Annotated in this window: 16 protein-coding genes; 7 read left to right on the top strand and 9 right to left on the bottom strand. The window is 67.7% G+C overall.

Annotated features, from left to right (window positions below):
• The first annotated feature begins 141 nt into the window (after nt 1–141).
• The 5 genes from I6H87_RS20780 to I6H87_RS20760 all read left to right on the top strand — a co-directional run bounded on the left by I6H87_RS20780 (nt 142) and on the right by I6H87_RS20760 (nt 4,939).
• Nucleotides 142–486 carry a hypothetical protein gene (locus I6H87_RS20780; protein ID WP_011616568.1) on the top strand — a complete coding sequence of 115 codons (345 nt, stop codon included), beginning with the start codon at nt 142–144 and terminating at the stop codon, nt 484–486.
• 18 nt (nt 487–504) lie between these two features.
• Entirely contained in the window at nt 505–1,110 is a 606-nt protein-coding gene (locus I6H87_RS20775; protein ID WP_011616567.1) for a DUF2889 domain-containing protein, read from the top strand.
• 71 nt (nt 1,111–1,181) lie between these two features.
• Entirely contained in the window at nt 1,182–2,348 is a 1,167-nt protein-coding gene (locus tag I6H87_RS20770) for a thiolase family protein (RefSeq protein WP_011616566.1), read from the top strand.
• A gap of 36 nt (nt 2,349–2,384) precedes the next feature.
• Nucleotides 2,385–2,783: a Zn-ribbon domain-containing OB-fold protein gene (locus tag I6H87_RS20765; RefSeq protein ID WP_011616565.1), complete on the top strand. Its 399-nt coding sequence runs from the start codon at nt 2,385–2,387 to the stop codon at nt 2,781–2,783.
• A gap of 50 nt (nt 2,784–2,833) precedes the next feature.
• Nucleotides 2,834–4,939: an acetate--CoA ligase family protein gene (locus I6H87_RS20760; protein WP_011616564.1), complete on the top strand. Its 2,106-nt coding sequence runs from the start codon at nt 2,834–2,836 to the stop codon at nt 4,937–4,939.
• A 93-nt stretch (nt 4,940–5,032) separates the two neighbouring features.
• Here I6H87_RS20760 and I6H87_RS20755 read toward each other — a convergent pair whose 3' ends face one another.
• From I6H87_RS20755 to I6H87_RS20740, 4 genes are all read right to left on the bottom strand, one after another.
• Nucleotides 5,033–5,323 carry a helix-turn-helix domain-containing protein gene (locus tag I6H87_RS20755; RefSeq protein WP_011616563.1) on the bottom strand — a complete coding sequence of 97 codons (291 nt, stop codon included), beginning with the start codon at nt 5,321–5,323 and terminating at the stop codon, nt 5,033–5,035.
• The gene (locus tag I6H87_RS34455; protein ID WP_231881482.1) at nt 5,313–5,465 is read right to left on the bottom strand and encodes a hypothetical protein; all 153 of its coding nucleotides are present in this window, start codon (nt 5,463–5,465) and stop codon (nt 5,313–5,315) included. The genes I6H87_RS20755 and I6H87_RS34455 overlap by 11 nt, the downstream gene beginning before the upstream one ends.
• 269 nt (nt 5,466–5,734) lie before the next feature.
• A complete protein-coding gene (locus tag I6H87_RS20745) occupies nt 5,735–6,571 on the bottom strand; it encodes an enoyl-CoA hydratase/isomerase family protein (protein ID WP_011616562.1) in 837 nt (278 codons plus the stop codon).
• 22 nt (nt 6,572–6,593) lie between these two features.
• Complete coding sequence (locus tag I6H87_RS20740; RefSeq protein WP_041687954.1) at nt 6,594–7,568, bottom strand: NAD(P)H-dependent flavin oxidoreductase; 975 nt, start codon at nt 7,566–7,568, stop codon at nt 6,594–6,596.
• A 332-nt stretch (nt 7,569–7,900) separates the two neighbouring features.
• On the opposite strand from I6H87_RS20740, the gene I6H87_RS20735 reads away from it, so the two are divergent.
• Entirely contained in the window at nt 7,901–9,064 is a 1,164-nt protein-coding gene (locus I6H87_RS20735) for an acyl-CoA dehydrogenase family protein (protein WP_011616560.1), read from the top strand.
• A gap of 103 nt (nt 9,065–9,167) precedes the next feature.
• A complete protein-coding gene (locus I6H87_RS20730) occupies nt 9,168–10,139 on the top strand; it encodes a Bug family tripartite tricarboxylate transporter substrate binding protein (protein WP_011616559.1) in 972 nt (323 codons plus the stop codon).
• 135 nt (nt 10,140–10,274) lie between these two features.
• Here the strand turns inward: I6H87_RS20730 and I6H87_RS20725 are convergent, their stop codons facing one another.
• The 5 genes from I6H87_RS20725 to I6H87_RS20705 all read right to left on the bottom strand — a co-directional run bounded on the left by I6H87_RS20725 (nt 10,275) and on the right by I6H87_RS20705 (nt 15,368).
• Nucleotides 10,275–11,285: a Bug family tripartite tricarboxylate transporter substrate binding protein gene (locus I6H87_RS20725; protein ID WP_011616558.1), complete on the bottom strand. Its 1,011-nt coding sequence runs from the start codon at nt 11,283–11,285 to the stop codon at nt 10,275–10,277.
• A gap of 306 nt (nt 11,286–11,591) precedes the next feature.
• Complete coding sequence (locus I6H87_RS20720; RefSeq protein ID WP_011616557.1) at nt 11,592–12,047, bottom strand: MaoC family dehydratase; 456 nt, start codon at nt 12,045–12,047, stop codon at nt 11,592–11,594.
• Between the two features lie 11 nt (nt 12,048–12,058).
• On the bottom strand, nt 12,059–13,192 hold the full coding sequence (locus I6H87_RS20715) for an acyl-CoA dehydrogenase family protein (protein ID WP_011616556.1): 1,134 nt from the start codon (nt 13,190–13,192) through the stop codon (nt 12,059–12,061).
• A 15-nt stretch (nt 13,193–13,207) separates the two neighbouring features.
• On the bottom strand, nt 13,208–14,425 hold the full coding sequence (locus tag I6H87_RS20710; RefSeq protein ID WP_011616555.1) for an acyl-CoA dehydrogenase: 1,218 nt from the start codon (nt 14,423–14,425) through the stop codon (nt 13,208–13,210).
• A gap of 31 nt (nt 14,426–14,456) precedes the next feature.
• Nucleotides 14,457–15,368 (bottom strand): SDR family NAD(P)-dependent oxidoreductase, encoded by a 912-nt coding sequence (locus I6H87_RS20705; RefSeq protein ID WP_041687953.1) that lies wholly within the window; start codon nt 15,366–15,368, stop codon nt 14,457–14,459.
• Between the last annotated feature and the right edge of the window lie 287 nt (nt 15,369–15,655).

Raw genomic sequence — 15,655 nt, 5'->3', positions numbered from 1 at the left:
TGCTTCGCAGGCTCCGCGCCGCCATCGTGGCCGGCGCATCACCCGCACATTCCGATGTCAGCATACGTTTGCACCACGCCGCTACCACCACGGCCCCGCGCAGGGCACCAGCCTGCCCACGCCACCGCGCCGCGAGAGCGCATGATGGACCTCCTGCAGGAAGTCAGGCAGGCCAGCCGCCAGCTGCAACAGCGGGCGCTGGCAAGCTCGAGCCGCCCCGGCGCACCGTCCTACCCGGAAGCCCTGCGTGCCTTGCTCGGCGAATGCCTGCAGCACGGCGACGCCCGCGTGAGCGTGGTGGGATATGCGTCGGCAGCCGAGCTTGGCGTGGCGGTCGAACCGGATGCCGTGCAATGCCACGACGCCAGCGGCAGCCTCGACCTCCCTTTGCGCGTGCTGTTCTGGGCCGCGCACCGCCGCATGCAGGGATTGCGGCGCCCCTCTCCTTTCCATGCCGGCAACGAGTCCTGGCGATACGCTGCCTGAGCCCCGCGACGAGCCCCCATGAAGCCGACCCTTCCCGACCGCAATCGCATCCATACGCGCCACGTGACCTGCAACGGCTACGAGCGCGCCGACGGCCTGTTCGACATCGAGGCCGAGATGACGGACATCACGCCAACCGGCACGCACCTGCTGTTCAAGCGCCTGGGCCCGGGCGAAGCTATCCATCACATGCGCATCGTGATCACGGTGAGCCGCGACCTGGTGATCCATGACATCGGCGCAACGCTGTCCGCCGGCCCGACCAGCCAGTGCGCCGACATCGCGTCCGCCTATGCCGGCCTGAAGGGCTTGCAGATCCGGGCAGGCTTTCGCCGCCAGGCCAGCGCCATCGTCGGTGGTGTGCGCGGCTGCACCCACCTCACCGAACTGCTCGGACCGCTGGCCACCACGGCCCGGCAGACCATTTTCGCGGTCGACCGCCGCGAGCGCGGCGGCCGCTGGCATGCCGACGGCACCGCGCCGCTGCCGCAGCCCGCGGCACTGAACACCTGCCACACCTACCGCGAGGACGGCGAGGTCGTGAAGCTGCTGTGGCCGCCGCATCGCCGCGGCGCCCCGGACGTGCAAACGGAGCCGAACCCGGCCAGCGCAGACAGCCGTTAGCGCAACACACTGCCGGAAGGCCATCCGCCCGCCGGAACCCCCAACCCTTTGTCCACACACAGGAAGCAAGCATGAGCATCAAAGGCAAGGCATACATCGTAGGCGCCTACGAGCACCCCACCCGCAAGGCACCCGACAAGACCGTGGCGCAGCTCCACGCGGAAAGCGCCAAGGGCGCACTGGAAGACGCCGGGCTGACGCTGGCCGATGTCGACGGCTACTTCTGCGCCGGCGATGCTCCCGGCCTCGGCGTGATCAACATGATCGACTACATGGGCCTGAATGTGCGCCATGTCGACTCGACCGAAACCGGCGGCTCGTCCTACCTGGCCCATGTATCGCATGCCGCGCAGGCCATCGCCATGGGCAAGTGCAACGTGGCGCTGATCACGCTCGCCGGCCGTCCGCGCTCGGAAGGCTCCAGCGGCACCAAGGCGCGCAACTGGGGCGACAACACCCCCGACCTGCCCTTCGAAAGCCCGTTCGGCCAGGTGACCGTCAACAACTACGCGATGGTCGCCATGCGCCACATGTACGAGTACGGCACCACGCCCGAACAGCTCGCGTGGATCAAGGTGGCGGCATCGCACCACGCGCAGCACAACCCGAACGCCATGCTGCGCGACGTGGTGACGGTGGAGGACGTGCTGAACTCGCCCATGATCTCGGACCCGCTGCGCAAGCTGGACTGCTGCGTGGTGTCGGATGGCGGCGGCGCGCTGATCGTCGCGCGCCCGGAGATCGCCGCGAAGCTCAAGCGCCCCAAGGTGAAGATCCTCGGCGCCGGCGAGTACGTGAAGGGCCAGCTTGGCGGCGAAGTCGACCTGACCTGGTCGGGCGCACGCTTCTCCGGCGCCGCGGCCTTCGCCGAGGCCGGCGTCACGCCCGCCGACATCCAGTACGCATCGATCTACGACAGCTTCACGATCACCGTGCTGCTGCAACTCGAAGATCTGGGCTTCTGCAAGAAAGGCGAAGGCGGCAAGTTCGTGATGGACGGCAACCTGATCTCCGGCGTGGGCAAGCTCCCGTTCAACACCGATGGCGGCGGCCTGTGCAACAACCACCCGGCCAACCGCGGCGGCATCACCAAGGTCATCGAGGCCGTGCGCCAGCTGCGTGGCGAGGCCCACCCGGCGGTGCAGGTACCCGACTGCCGCCTGGCGCTCGCCCACGGCACCGGCGGCCTGCTGGGCGCCCGCCACGGCAGCGCCACCCTCATCCTGGAACGTGAATAACGCCGGCGCCGCGTCGGCCCGCATTCGGACATCGCCATGACGACTCCCCACACCCCCATCCCGTACAACCCGCCCATCGAGCACCCCGACAACGCAGAATTCTGGGCCGCCGCCCGCGAGGGCCGCCTGCTGGTCAAGCATTGCGACAGCTGCGGCAAGCCGCACTGGTATCCGCGCCCGCTGTGCCCGTTCTGCATGGGCAGCACGCACTGGAAGGAAGCGAGCGGGCGCGGCACGATCTACTCGTTCAGCGTCACGCGCCGTGCCGGCCCCACGCCGTACTGCATCGCCTACGTCAAGCTCGACGAAGGCGTAACGGTCATGAGCCATATCGTCGATTGCGATCTCGACACCGTGCGCATCGGCCAGAAAGTGGTACTGCGCTTCGCGCCGTCCGAAGGCGGCGCGCCGGTGCCGACCTTCACGCTGGCCTGATCCCGAAGGCGGCGCGCACCGCGCCGCCCTCCCCCTCCGACGGGTGATTCATGACTACCAAGAACTCTCTATCCTGCCTGCTCAATCCGCGCTCGGTCGCCATCATCGGCGCGTCGAACGACCCTGACCGCATCGGCGGCAAGCCGATCTCCACCATGCTGGCAACCGGCTATGCCGGGCGCATCATGCCGGTCAACCCGAATCGCCGCGAAGTGCAGGGACTCGAAGCCTGGCCTACCGTTGCCGACCTGCCCGAAGTGCCGGACGTTGCCGTCGTCGCGGTTCCCGCCGAGCAGGTGCGGGGCGTGATCGAGCAGCTCGCGGAGCGCCGCGTGCCGGTTGCCATCCTGTTCAGCGCCGGCTTCGCCGAAGTCGGCGGCGCGGGCGTCGCCATGCAGGACGAACTGGTGGCCATCGCGCGGCGCGGCGGCACGCGCCTGCTCGGTCCGAACTCGCTCGGCTGCGTGAACCTGCACACGGGCTTCGTCGGCAGCTTCACCACGCTGGCCCGCCTTGACGGCGTGTTCCCCGGCAACGTCGCCGTCATCAGCCAGTCGGGCGCGTACGGCAGCCATCTCGTGTCGTCCCTGGTGGACGCGGGCGTGGGCCTGTCCGGCGTCGTCATGACCGGCAACGAAGCCGATGTGTCGCTGGCCGACGTCGTGCGCCTGATGGTGGACGATCCGAATACCGGCGTGATCGCGCTGTACTCCGAAGGCATCCATGACGGCGACGGCCTCGCCGACGCGCTCAAGGCCGCCCGCGCGGCGCGCAAGCCGGTGGTGATGATGAAGGTCGGCCGCAGCGAGGTCGGCAGCGCCGCGGCGCAATCGCACACGGCGTCGATCGCGGGCAACGATGCCGTGGTGGACGCGGTGCTGGAAGAACTCGGCGTGGTGCGCGCCAACACCACCGAGCAGATGCTTGACATCGTGCGCCTGGCCGGGCGCGGCATCTTCCCGGCCGAGAATACGCTGGGCGTGGTGACCCTCAGCGGCGGCGCGGGCGTCATCATCTCCGACGCGGCCGAGGAATACGGCCTGCCCATGCCGGAAATGCCCGCCGCCGCGCAGGCCCGCATGCTGGAGCGCCTGCCGATCTGCTCGCCGCGCAACCCGGTCGATACCACGGGCCAGTTCCTCAACGATCCGACGCTGGTGCGGCCCTTCCTGGAGATGATGCTCGACGAAGGCGGCTATCGATCGATCGTCGCCTTCTTCAGCTATGTTGCGACCATGCCCGCCGTCGCGCCGATGCTGCGCGAACAGCTCACGCGTGCGCGCGAGCGCTTCCCCGACCGGCTCTACGTGCTGGTGACGCGCGGCGCGCGCGAGGCGATCCGCGAATACGAAGCCGCCGGCTTCACCGTGTTCGAGGACCCGAGCCGCGCCGTCGCCGCCATCGCCGCCATGGGCCGCTTCGGCCGCGCCTTCGCCGCCGCGCCTGCCGCGCCGGCGCCGTCCGTGCCTGCGGTGACGCTGCCCGCGCAGACGCCGACCGAGGCACAGGCCAAGGCGCTGCTGGCCGAGGCAGGCATTGCCAGCGCGCCGGAACGGAGCTGCGCGACGGGCGATGCCGCGGTACTTGCCGCACGCGAGATCGGCTTCCCGGTGGTCATGAAGATCCTGTCGCCCGACATCCTGCACAAGTCCGAGATCGGCGGCGTGCTGCTCGACGTGCGCGACGAAGCCGCCGTGCGCGCGGGTTTCGACACCTTGCTCGAACGCGCGCGCCAGGCGGCGCCCGACGCGCGCATCGAAGGCGTGCTGGTGGCCAAGCAACTGTCGGGCGGCGTGGAATGCATCATGGGCATCAACCGCGATCCGGTCTTCGGCCCCATCGCCATGTTCGGTCTCGGCGGCGTGTTCGTCGAAGTGCTGAAGGATGTGGTGTTCCACCGCTGCCCGTTCGGCGAAGACGTGGCCGAGCAGATGATCCGCTCGATCAAGGGTGCGCCGCTGCTGCTCGGCGCGCGCGGGCGGCCCGTGGCCGATATTCCCGCGCTGGCCCGCACGCTGTCCCGGCTCTCGGCATTCGCCGCGGCCGCCGGTCCGCGCCTGCAGTCGGTGGACCTGAATCCGGTCTTCGCCATGCCGGCCGGTGAAGGCGCGTATGCGGCCGACGCGGTTATCGAGATCCGGGGGGAAGGTGCATAAGCGCCGGATGCGTTGGCAGTGAATGCAAAATGGCCGGGCATGCGCCCGGCCATTTTGCCTGGTTCAGCGCCGATTTCGCGCCCCGATGACGCGCTAAGCCTTATGCAACTCACGCAGCACCTCGGGATGCATCGTCACCACGCGCAGCAGGGTCTGCGCTGCGCCTGTGGGTTGCCGGCGGCCTTGCTCCCACTCCTGGAGGGTACGCACAGAAACGCCCATCAGGTCGCCGAACTGGCTCTGCGACAGGCCCGAAAGCTTGCGCGCGTGCGCGACGGGCGAGACTTCGACCTTCGTGACGCGGGCGGCCTGGCCGGCTTTCATTTGCTTGACCGACTTCAGCAGGTCAGCCTGGAATTGGTCAATTTCCTTATCAGTGGCCATCTTCGACTCCTTGTCGCAGTTGGTTGAGGAACGCCGTCGGGAGTTTGTCGAACTTTGCCTTGGTGTAGGCGATGAGCAACCAGATTTGCCCGTCGTCGAGGATGTTGTAGTAGATCAGCCGTGCGCCGCCGCGCTTGCCCATGCCTGCGCGCGACCACCCGTCACGTCTGCGGCCTCGGCGTTGTTGGCCAGTCAGCTAATGAAGGCCTGGGGCGCTCATCGTCGCACCAGATTCCGTCAGCGTAGCGCTGGAAGACTTCCGTTTCGATCACCGTGTACATGCGACCACTATACGTCAATGACGTATAACAGCAAGCAATCGGTGGCAAGCCGTTCTTTGCAACGTCCGAAATGCAAAATGGCCAACGCCCAGGCGCTGGCCTTGTCATTACCGCAACAGGCGGCAAGCTGTCACCCCTTCGCCACCCGGTCCCAGTCATACCGCAACGGCTTGCCCTCGGCAAAGCGGCGCAAGGCGTCGGCATGGTAAGCCGTGGTGGACGCCACCGCCTGTGCATTCGCCTCCAGCTCCACGAACGCGCCGTAGCTCGTCTCGAAGCTGCTGTTCAGCATGCGCTTCATCGCGCCCATCGCCTGCGGGGGCGCGTCGACGAAGCGCAGCGCGAACTGCCGCGCCTGCTCGGCCAGCGTCTCGTGCGGATAGATCGCATGAACGATGCCGAGCTGCTTTGCCTCCTCGGCACCGACCTTGCGGGCCGTCAGCATCAGTTCCTTGGCCATCGACATGCCGACCACGCGCGGCAGGAAGTAGGCCGAAGCCATGTCCGGCACCAGCCCCACCTTGGCAAACGACATGCCGAAGAATGCGCGCGGCGACGCCAGCACGAAGTCGGCCACCAGCGCCAGCCCCATGCCGGCGCCGAGCGCCGGCCCATCGACCGCGGCGATGACAGGCATTTCCAGGTTGCGCAGCCGCGCGACCCGGTCATGCAGCGCGAGCAGGCGACGCCGCATCGCGTCGGGCGAATTCTGCGGCGCATCGGGCTGCTCGACACGGCTCTTCAGGTCGCCGAGGTCGCCCCCCGCGCAGAACGAGCCGCCCGAACCGGTGATGATGAGCGCGCGGATCTCGGGGTCGCGCTCCACGCGGTCCAGCATGTCGGTGTAGTCCTGGCGCAGCGTCAGCGACATCGGGTTGCGACGTTCCGGCCGGTCATGGATGAGCTCCGCGATGCCGTCCCCGATTTCGAGCCGGGCTTCGCGCAAGGGGATCGTCTCTCTTTGCATGGGTTGCCTCCTTGGTGAATCGTCAGTCGTCGAACCGCGCCAGCGTCTCGCACAGCGCAGTGCGGCACTCGGCCATCATGCGCGAGACCAGTTCCTGGCAGGCCGGGATATCGTCGATCATCGCGATCGCCTGGCTGGCGCCGATCAGGCCGGACGGGACGTCTCCGGTCTCCAGCACCTTGCGCCCGCGCTCGCCGGCCAGCAGCGGCGCGAGGTCGTCGTAGGTGGCGCCGCCGGGACGCAGTTCCATCGCCAGGACCTGCTCCGCCGCCTCGTTCCTGAAGTAGCGGGCCGAGCGCTTCAGCGTGCGCTTGAGGAGGATCGTGGAGTGCTCATTGCCCTTGAGCAGCGCTTGCTTGACGTTGTCGTGCGACTCGCATTCCTGGGTCAGCGCGAAGCGCGTGCCGATATTCACGCCATCGGCACCCAGCGCCAGCGCGGCGGCAATGGCCCGTCCGCCCCAGATGCCGCCCGAGGCGATCACCGGGATCTTCACGGCCTGCACGGTGGCGGGAATCATGACCATGCTGCCGACGTCGCCCTCGCCCATATGGCCTGCCGCCTCGAAGCTGTCGATGGAGATCACGTCCACGCCCATGCGCTCGGCCGACAGCGCGTGGCGCACCGCCGTGCACTTGTGGATGACCTTCAGGCCCGCCTCCTTGAACGCCGTGATCACCGGCTTCGGGTTGTTGCCGGCAGTCTCGACGATCTGCACGCCGCTGGCGACGATGGCGTCCACCCAGTCGTCGTAGGTCACGTCGGTGTTGGTCAGCGACAGCGTCAGGTTGACGCCGAACGGCTTGTCGGTCAGTTCGCGCGTGCGGTCGATCTCGCGGCGCAGGTCGTCGGGCGTGCGCTGGGTACGCGCCGTGATCATGCCAAGCGCCCCGGCATTGGATACCGCTGCCGCCAGCTTCGCGCGGCCGATCCATTGCATGCCACCCTCGACGATCGGATAGCGGGTGCCCAGCAGCTCGGTGATACGTGTCTTCATGTTCGCTCTCGCAAGGTTCGATACACGCCTGAAGATACCCGCCGATCGCGCAACCCCCGCCCCCCCGGCGGGGGTTGCGCATATCGCATCAAGCGGCGCATATGACGACTTCCGGAAATCGCCGACGCCGGACCGCTGCGGGGTCGGGGGGGCGGCAAAGCGCAGCCTGCGCCAGGGCACGCCGCCCATGCCGCGCCAGTGCCGGCCCTGCGCGATCAGGCGCACTTATCCGCCATGCCGCGCTTATCCGTGCCCCTCCAAAAAACCGTTTGCCGGCCTCTCCCGCGCGCCGCCAACATGGCGCCAAACCCTTTCTTATTTGCGGAGGCCGCATGGCTGACACCACCCTTGACATCGATGGCCTGGACGACACCCAGCGCCTGCTGCGCGATAACATCCGCCGCTACCTGAAGGACAAGATCACCCCGATCATCGACGAGGCGGAGAAGAACCGGCGCTTCCCCCACGAGGTGCTGCCCGGCCTGGCCGATTTCGGCTACTTCGGCGGCTACATGCCGGAATCCGAAGGCGGGCTGGGGCTGGATTACCTGACCTGGGCGGTGATGATGGAGGAAGCCGGCTACTGCTGGCAGTCGCTGCGCGCCATCATCAATTCGATGAACATCGTCGCGGGCATCATCCAGGCCTACGGCACCGAGGCCCAGAAGGAGCGCTTCCTGTGGCCGCTGCTGCGCAACGAGCGCAAGAGCTATGTGTCGATCTCCGAGCCCGATGTCGGCTCGAACGTGGCCGAGATCAAGACCCGCGCCGACAAGCGCGGCGACACCTACGTGCTCAACGGCAGCAAGCTGTGGATCACCAACGGCATGTTCGCCGACTTCGGCATCGTGGTGGCGCGCACCTACAGCGACACCTGCAACGGCGATCTGTCGATGTTCCTGGTCGAGCGCGACGCCACGCCCTACACCGCCACGCCGGTCGAGATGATGTTCGCGCGCACCACCGGCACCGCCGCCTTCACCTTCGAAAATGCCGAGATTCCGGCAGCGAACCTGCTGGGCAAGGAAGGCCAGGGCCTGCGCCAGACGCTGATCGGCCTGAATTTCGGCCGTCTCAACGTGGCGATGGGCGCGGTCGGCGCGGCGCAGTATGCGCTGGACCTGGCGACCGACTACGCCACCCAGCGCAAGCAGTTCGGGCGCCCCATCGGTTCGTTCCAGCTCGTGCAGAAGCATATCGTCGACATGACCACGCGCGTGCAGGCGGCGCGGGCGCTCGGCTACCGCGCCGCGCGGGCCTTGCAGAGCGGCAACGCGCGCAGCGAATGCTCGATCGCCAAGCTGTATGCGACCGATAACGCCTATGAAGTGTCCCACCTCGCGCTGCAGGTGCATGGCGCGATGGGCTGCGCGGTGGGCTACCCGGTCGAGCGCCTGTTCCGCGACGCGCGCGGCGGCCTGATTCCCGAAGGCACCACCGAGATCCAGACGCTGATCATCGGGCGCGAGATCCTCGGCCTCAACGCCATCAACTGATTGCCGCCCGGCCGGCCACTCGCGGCGACGGGACCGGGGCCGGCCGGGCGACTTTCCGGGCCAGGCCCGGCCTTCATGACAAGACCCAGAAGAGGAGACAACGATGAAGTGGAAAGCGATCGCCGGTGTGGCCATGCTGTTCTGCGGCATCACCGCGCGGGCCGACACCTATCCCAGCCGGCCGATTACATTCGTCGTGCCCAACGCCGCAGGCGGCGCGATGGACTCCATCGCCCGCACCATGGCGGAGACGATGAGCAAGCAACTGGGCCAGCCAATCGTCATCGACAACCGGCCCGGCGCCGGCGGCATGCTCGGTGCCCAGTACGTGGCCCGCGCCGCGCCGGACGGGTACACGCTGCTGGTCACCACGTCCGGCCCGATCCTCATGGCGCCGTTCCTGTATGCAAGGGTGCCCTATGACGTCAAACGCGACTTCACCTTCGTCTCGCAGATTTGCGACGGCCAGCTCGTCATGGCGGTCAATACGCAAAAGGTGCCGGTGAAGTCGGTCAGGGAATTTGTGTCTTGGGCGCAGCAGCACAAGGGCAGCGTGACCTATGGCTCGTACGGCATCGGCTCGTCGGCGCACCTGATGGCGGCGTACTTCAGCGAGTCCAACAAGCTGGAGATGACCCACGCCGCCTACAAGGGCGAGGCGCCGATGATGCAGGACCTGATCGGCGGCCAGATCGACTGGGGCATCGGCACCACCGGTACGCTGGCACCGCACCTGAAAAGCGGCCGTCTTCGCGCGCTGGCCGTCATGGGCAACCAGAAGCTGGCCGAGCTGCCCGACGTGCCGACCATGGCCGAGGCCGGCTTTCCCGGCGCCGAGTACAGGACCATCGGCTGGGGCGGCATCCTGGCGCCCGCCAACGTGCCGGCGCCGGTGCTGGCAAAGCTGGAGCAGGCGGCGCGCGCCGCCGCGCAGACCACCGCGATGAAGGCCCGCTTCCAGGTGTTCGGCATGCAGCCGCTCGGCACCACCGGGGCGGATTTCAAGCGCGATGTGGAGGCCACGGCTCCCGTTGTGGAACGCCTGGTCCGCCTGTCCGGGGCGCGGGTGGAATAAGGCGCCCCCCCGGGTTAATGCGGTTCAGTTAGTCCGCCGTCGTCCCCGCGAAAGCGGGGACCCAGTGGCTTTGAAAGACGCTGGGTTCCCGCTTTCGCGGGAATGACAGCAGGAATAGAAACCTTAACTAATTCACTACTCGGGCTGCACGCCAGCCGCGGCGATCAGCGTTTTCCAGACCTGCTGGTCGTCCAGCACCGCCTTGCCCAGTTCCGGGCCCGAGCCGGGATTCGCCAGGCTGCCCCGGCTGGCGTAGTGCGCCGCCGCCTCCGGCGAATTGACGAACTCCAGCGACAGCCGCCCGAGCCGCTCCACGATCGGCGCCGGTGTGCCCGCGGGCGCGAACAGCCCGCTCCAGTTGATGCGCGACACCGACTCCACCAGCGTGCCGTTGCGCATGCCGGCTTCCGCCAGCGTCGGCACGTCGGGCAACTGCGGCAGCCGCTTCGGACTCAGCATGGCAAGCGCACGCAGCTTGTTCGAGCGGATCAGCGCCAGCGCCGCCCCGAACTCCACCATGGTGAAATCGACGCTGCCCCCCATCAGGTCCGTCAGCAGGCTGGCGGTCGCCTTGTACGGCACGTCGGTCGTCCGGATGCCCGCCGCCTGCGTGAACGCGGCGGCCATCAGCCGGTAGCCGGTGCTGCTGCTGGCGCCATTGAGCTTGCCCGGATTGGCGCGCGCGGCGTTGACCAGGTCGGCCACGGTCCTGTATGGCGATGCGGCCGGCACCACCAGCACGATGGGCAACGTCGACAGCCGGGCCACCGGCACGAAGTCCTTGTTGGGGTTGTACGGCAGCTGGCGGAACAGGAAGGGATTCGCCGCCATCGAGCTCGATGCGGTCAGCAGCAGCGTATAGCCGTCCGGCGCTGACTTGGCCACGTAGTCGCTGGCGATGATCATGTTGGCCCCGGGCCGGTTCTCCACGACCACGCCCTGGCCCAGCTTCTCGCCCAGGAACTTGGCCAGCAGGCGCGTGTAGTCGTCGATGCCCGATCCCGGGCTCGCGACGGACACGATCCTGAGCGGGCGGTCCGGGTAGCCGCGCGCCTGCGCCCGCGCGGCCGGTGCCAGCGTCTGGATGACGCTGCTGGCGGCCAGCGCCAGGATGTGGCGGCGGCGTGTCGAATGGGGTCTGGTCATGCCTGTCTCCTCCTTCTATTGAGTCCCCTGCATGGGGATGACGTAGTCCTGTTAAGGCATCAAGCGCTACCGTCATTCCCGCGCAGGCGGGAATCCAGCGTCTTCACGTCCCCTTCGGGATCAAAGTCACTGGGTTCCCGCCCACGTGCCCTTCGGGTATGCGCGGGAACGACGGTGGTTGGCTAGACGGCAACACTGCCGTGGGGGCGGTCTGTCTGCCGGGGTGCCTGAATGGCAAAAGACGGGCGGCCTGCCAGCAGACCCGCCCGTCGTCGTCACCGCGCGGCGTGCGGCGCCTTATGGAAATCAGGGAAAGCGCCGCAGGATCGATTCCGCGATGCACACCGGCTTGCTGCCGCCCTGCCGCTCCACCATCATCTCGACCTTGAACTGGGCGCCGCCGTTCTCCAGCGCCTCGTACGACATCAGCTTGAATTGCGCACGCAGCAGGCTGTCGACCGGAACCGGGGCGGGAAACCGCACCTTGTCGAGGCCATAGTTGACGCCCGTGCTGCTGTTCCGGATCCGGTACGCGGAGTGCGTAAAGGCAGGCAGCAGGCTCAGCGTCAGGAAACCGTGGGCGATCGGCGCGCCGAACGGGCCGTTCTTCGCGCGCTCGACGTCGACGTGAATCCACTGGTGGTCGCCCGTGGCGTCGGCGAACGTATTGATGCGGGCCTGGTCCAGCGCCAGCCATTCGCTCGTGCCGATGACTTCTCCAACCAGCGGCTGGAGATCGGCGATGTTCTCGTAGGTCTTCATGCTTGCTCTTCCTATTCAGTCAGGGATGCCTGCCATGCCTCGGCATTGCGCGCATCGTGCATGTCGGCATTGCCGAACAGCGCGTCCGCCACGACGGCGCGCTTGAAGTAATGGCCGACTGGATATTCCTCGGTCATGCCAATGCCGCCGTGCAGCTGGATGGCCTGTCCGCACACAAAGCGCGCGGCGCGCACCACCAGGCTCTTGGCCTGCGACACGGTGCGGTCCAGGTCGGGGCTGTCGTTTTCGATGGCTGCCAGCAGCACGTAAAGCATCGAGCGGGCGACTTCCATCTCGGCGGCCATGTCCGACACCCGGTGCTGCAGCGACTGGAAGCTGCCGATCGCCACGCCGAACTGCTTGCGCACCTTCAGGTACTCCGCCGTGATCTCGATGGCCTTCTCCATGGCGCCCACCAGTTCGGCGCACAGCGCGGCGGTGCCATGCGCCAGGCCCTGGCGCAGCGCGGCCTCGCCGTTGCCGGCCTCGCCCAGGAGCGCGTCGGCCGGAACGAAGACGCCGTCGAAGCTCACTTCGGCGGCCCAGCTGCCGTCATGCAGCGGCAGTGCGCGCCGCTTTACGCCTTCCTTTCCGGCCGGCACCACGAACAGGCTGGTGCCCACACCGGCCACATCGGCCGAGACCACGAACGCATCGGCGTCGCAGCCGCCCAGCACCAGCGTCTTGGTGCCGTGCAGTGTGTAGCCGCCCTGCGTCGGCATGGCGCGCGTCAGGACCGGGCCGGCGAAGCCGCGCGACTGGCTTTCGCTGTAGGCCAGCGCCAGCCGGCGCGAGCCGTCCGCCACGGCGGGCAGCAGCGCTTCGCGTTGCAGCGCAGAGCCGCCTGCCAGCACCGTCTGCGGCGCCAGCACGGCGCTGCCGAGCCAGGGCTCGATCACCAGGCCGCGGCCGAACTCGGCGCTGATCAGCGCCATGTCGATGACATTGCCGCCCAGTCCGCCCGCCGCTTCCGGCAGCGCCGCGGCCAGCCAGCCGTTATCGGCGAAGGTGCGCCAATGGCCGGCATGGCACGGCTCGCCGCTGCGCAGGCGTGCCGTGCGCGCCGCGAGGTCGTATTCCTTGTCGACAAAGCGCCGCACGCTGTCGCGCAGCAGGCCTTGCTCATCATTCAGGTTGAATTTCATGCTCGGTGACTGCCTTCAGAAATTGAACAGCGACTTGGCGATGATGGTCCGCTGGACTTCGCTGGTGCCGCCATAGATGGTCGAGGCGCGCCGGAAGAACATCTCGCTGGCGATGCCGCGGCCCAGGTCCTGCATGGGCAGCTCGGCGCGTTCGTCGCCATGGCCGTTGCCACCCTCGTCGTCCAGCGTCGGGTACGCCACGGCGCCGTAGTCGCCCAGCGCTTCCACCAGGAAGGTGCTCATGGCCTGCTGCAGTTCCGTGCCGCGGATCTTCAGCATGGAGCCCATCGCGTGGGCAGCGGGACTATGGTCTTCCTCCATCGACGCCACGCGCTGCACCAGCATGGCGATGGCGTTCAGCTCCGCCTCGAAGCGCGCCAGCCGCAGCGAAAACTCGTGCCGCTGCGCCAGCGTGCGGCCGCTGACATCCTTGCGCGCGGCGAGATTGCGCACCTGCGTCAGGTAGCGGCGCAGCATCGGCAGGTCGGCGGCCGTCGCGTGTTCGTTGTTGAGCAGGAACTTGGTGATACTCCACCCGGCGCCTTCCTCGCCCACGCGGTTGGCCACCGGCACCCTGACATCCTCGAAGAAGGTCTCGTTCAGGTGGTGGCAGCCGTCGATGCTGCGGATCGGCCGCACCGTGATGCCGGGCGACTTCATGTCCACCAGCAGGAAGGTGATGCCGGCCTGCTTCTTCGCCTCGGGATCGGTGCGCACCAGCAGGAAGATCCAGTCGGCGCGGTGGGCGCAGGTGGTCCAGATTTTCTGGCCGTTGACCACATAGTGGTCGCCATCCCTGACTGCGCGCGTGCGCAGCGAGGCGAGGTCGGAGCCGGAACCCGGCTCCGAGAAGCCCTGGCACCACTGGCGCTCGCCGCTCAGCATGTGCGGGATATGCTCGGCGCGCTGCGCCGGCGTGCCGAAAGCGTTCAGCACCGGTCCCAGCAGGCGCTGGGCGGCGGTGTCCGGCGACGGGGCGCCGGCGGCCACGCATTCCTCGTCGAAGATTAGCCGTTGCAGCACCGACCAGCCGGTGCCGCCATGCTCTTTCGGCCAGGACGGTGCGCCCCAGCCACGCTGGTTCAGGATGCCCTGCCAGCGAGTCAGGTCCGCGCGCGAAGAGCGAGTGCCGCTGCGCGGCCTGCCGGCCAGGTCGGCAGGCAGGCTCTCGCGCAGGAAAGTCCGTACTTCCTGGCGGAACGCCTCCAGTCCGAGATCGGGCTCGAAATCCATTGCATTGCTCCTTTGAAGCCGTGATCCGCGGTCAGACCGGGTCCCAGGTGAAGATGTCGCGCGACAGCTCGAACGGGACGAACGAACTCTTGAGCATCGGGATGGCATGCTCCACGCAGGACTGCACGGTCCAGCCTTCGCTCCTGTGGGCCGAGCGGATCGGCCGCGGCTGGGAGAACAGGAAGACTTCGTTGTTGCGCACGCCGAAGACCTGGGCGTTGACGTGCTTCGCTTCGTCGGCCAGCAGGGCCAGCGTGAACGGCGCGATCTTGCCGGCCTCCAGGCGCATGTTGACCTTGCGGCGTTCCAGCGCTTCCGGCGTATTGGCGGGCACGCTGTCGACCATGCGCGTGAAGGCGAACGGCGCGATGCAGTTGGAGCGCACGTTGAACTTCTGCATGTCGATGGCGATGGACTTCGACAGCGCGACGATGCCGAGCTTGGCCGCCGCATAGTTGGCCTGGCCGAAGTTGCCGATCAGGCCGGTGGTCGAGGTCATGTGGACAAAGGCGCCGCTCTCCTGCGCCTTGAAATGCGGCGCCACCGAGCGCGAGACGTTCCAGCTGCCCTTGAGGTGGACCGCGATCACGGCGTCGAACTCTTCTTCGCTCATCTTGTGGAAGAGGACGTCGCGCAGGTTGCCGGCGTTGTTGACCACGCCATCGATGCGGCCATACAGGTCCATGGCCTGCTGGGCGATCTTCTGCGCCGCGCCCCAGTCGGCCACGCTGTCGGTGTTGACCGCCGCCTCGCCGCCAGCCGCGCGGATTTCCGCGACGACCTGTTCGCCGGGGCTGGCGCTGCCGCCCGAGCCGTCGATGTTGACGCCGATGTCGTTGACGATCACGCGCGCACCCTGGCGGGCCGCCTCCAGCGCGATCCCCTTGCCCACGCCGGCGCCGGCGCCGGTCACGATGATGACTTTCCCTTCAAGCAGGCTCATGTCTTGGACACTCCAGTAAATCGGGTTGAACGAAAGGTGTGTGTCCATGATTGGCCGGCGGGCCCGGGGCAGGTACTCCCCGACTCGGGTGGCATGGGGAGGAGCGGAGCTTATGGCGCGCGGATAAGCATGCGTAAGGTCCGCGCGCCACCACCACCCGCCGCATGAGGCGCGCTAGCGGAGCACTCCGGCAATCCGCAATGCGCCCGCAACAACACGCCCGCATGACGCTTAATGCCGTTCAGTTGAGCATTCCTGGTCTTACCGTCATTCCCGCGAAAGCGGGA

The organism is Cupriavidus necator (genome assembly GCF_016127575.1).
GTDB lineage: Bacteria > Pseudomonadota > Gammaproteobacteria > Burkholderiales > Burkholderiaceae > Cupriavidus > Cupriavidus necator_D.
This window is presented reverse-complemented; position numbering and strand designations above follow the sequence as displayed.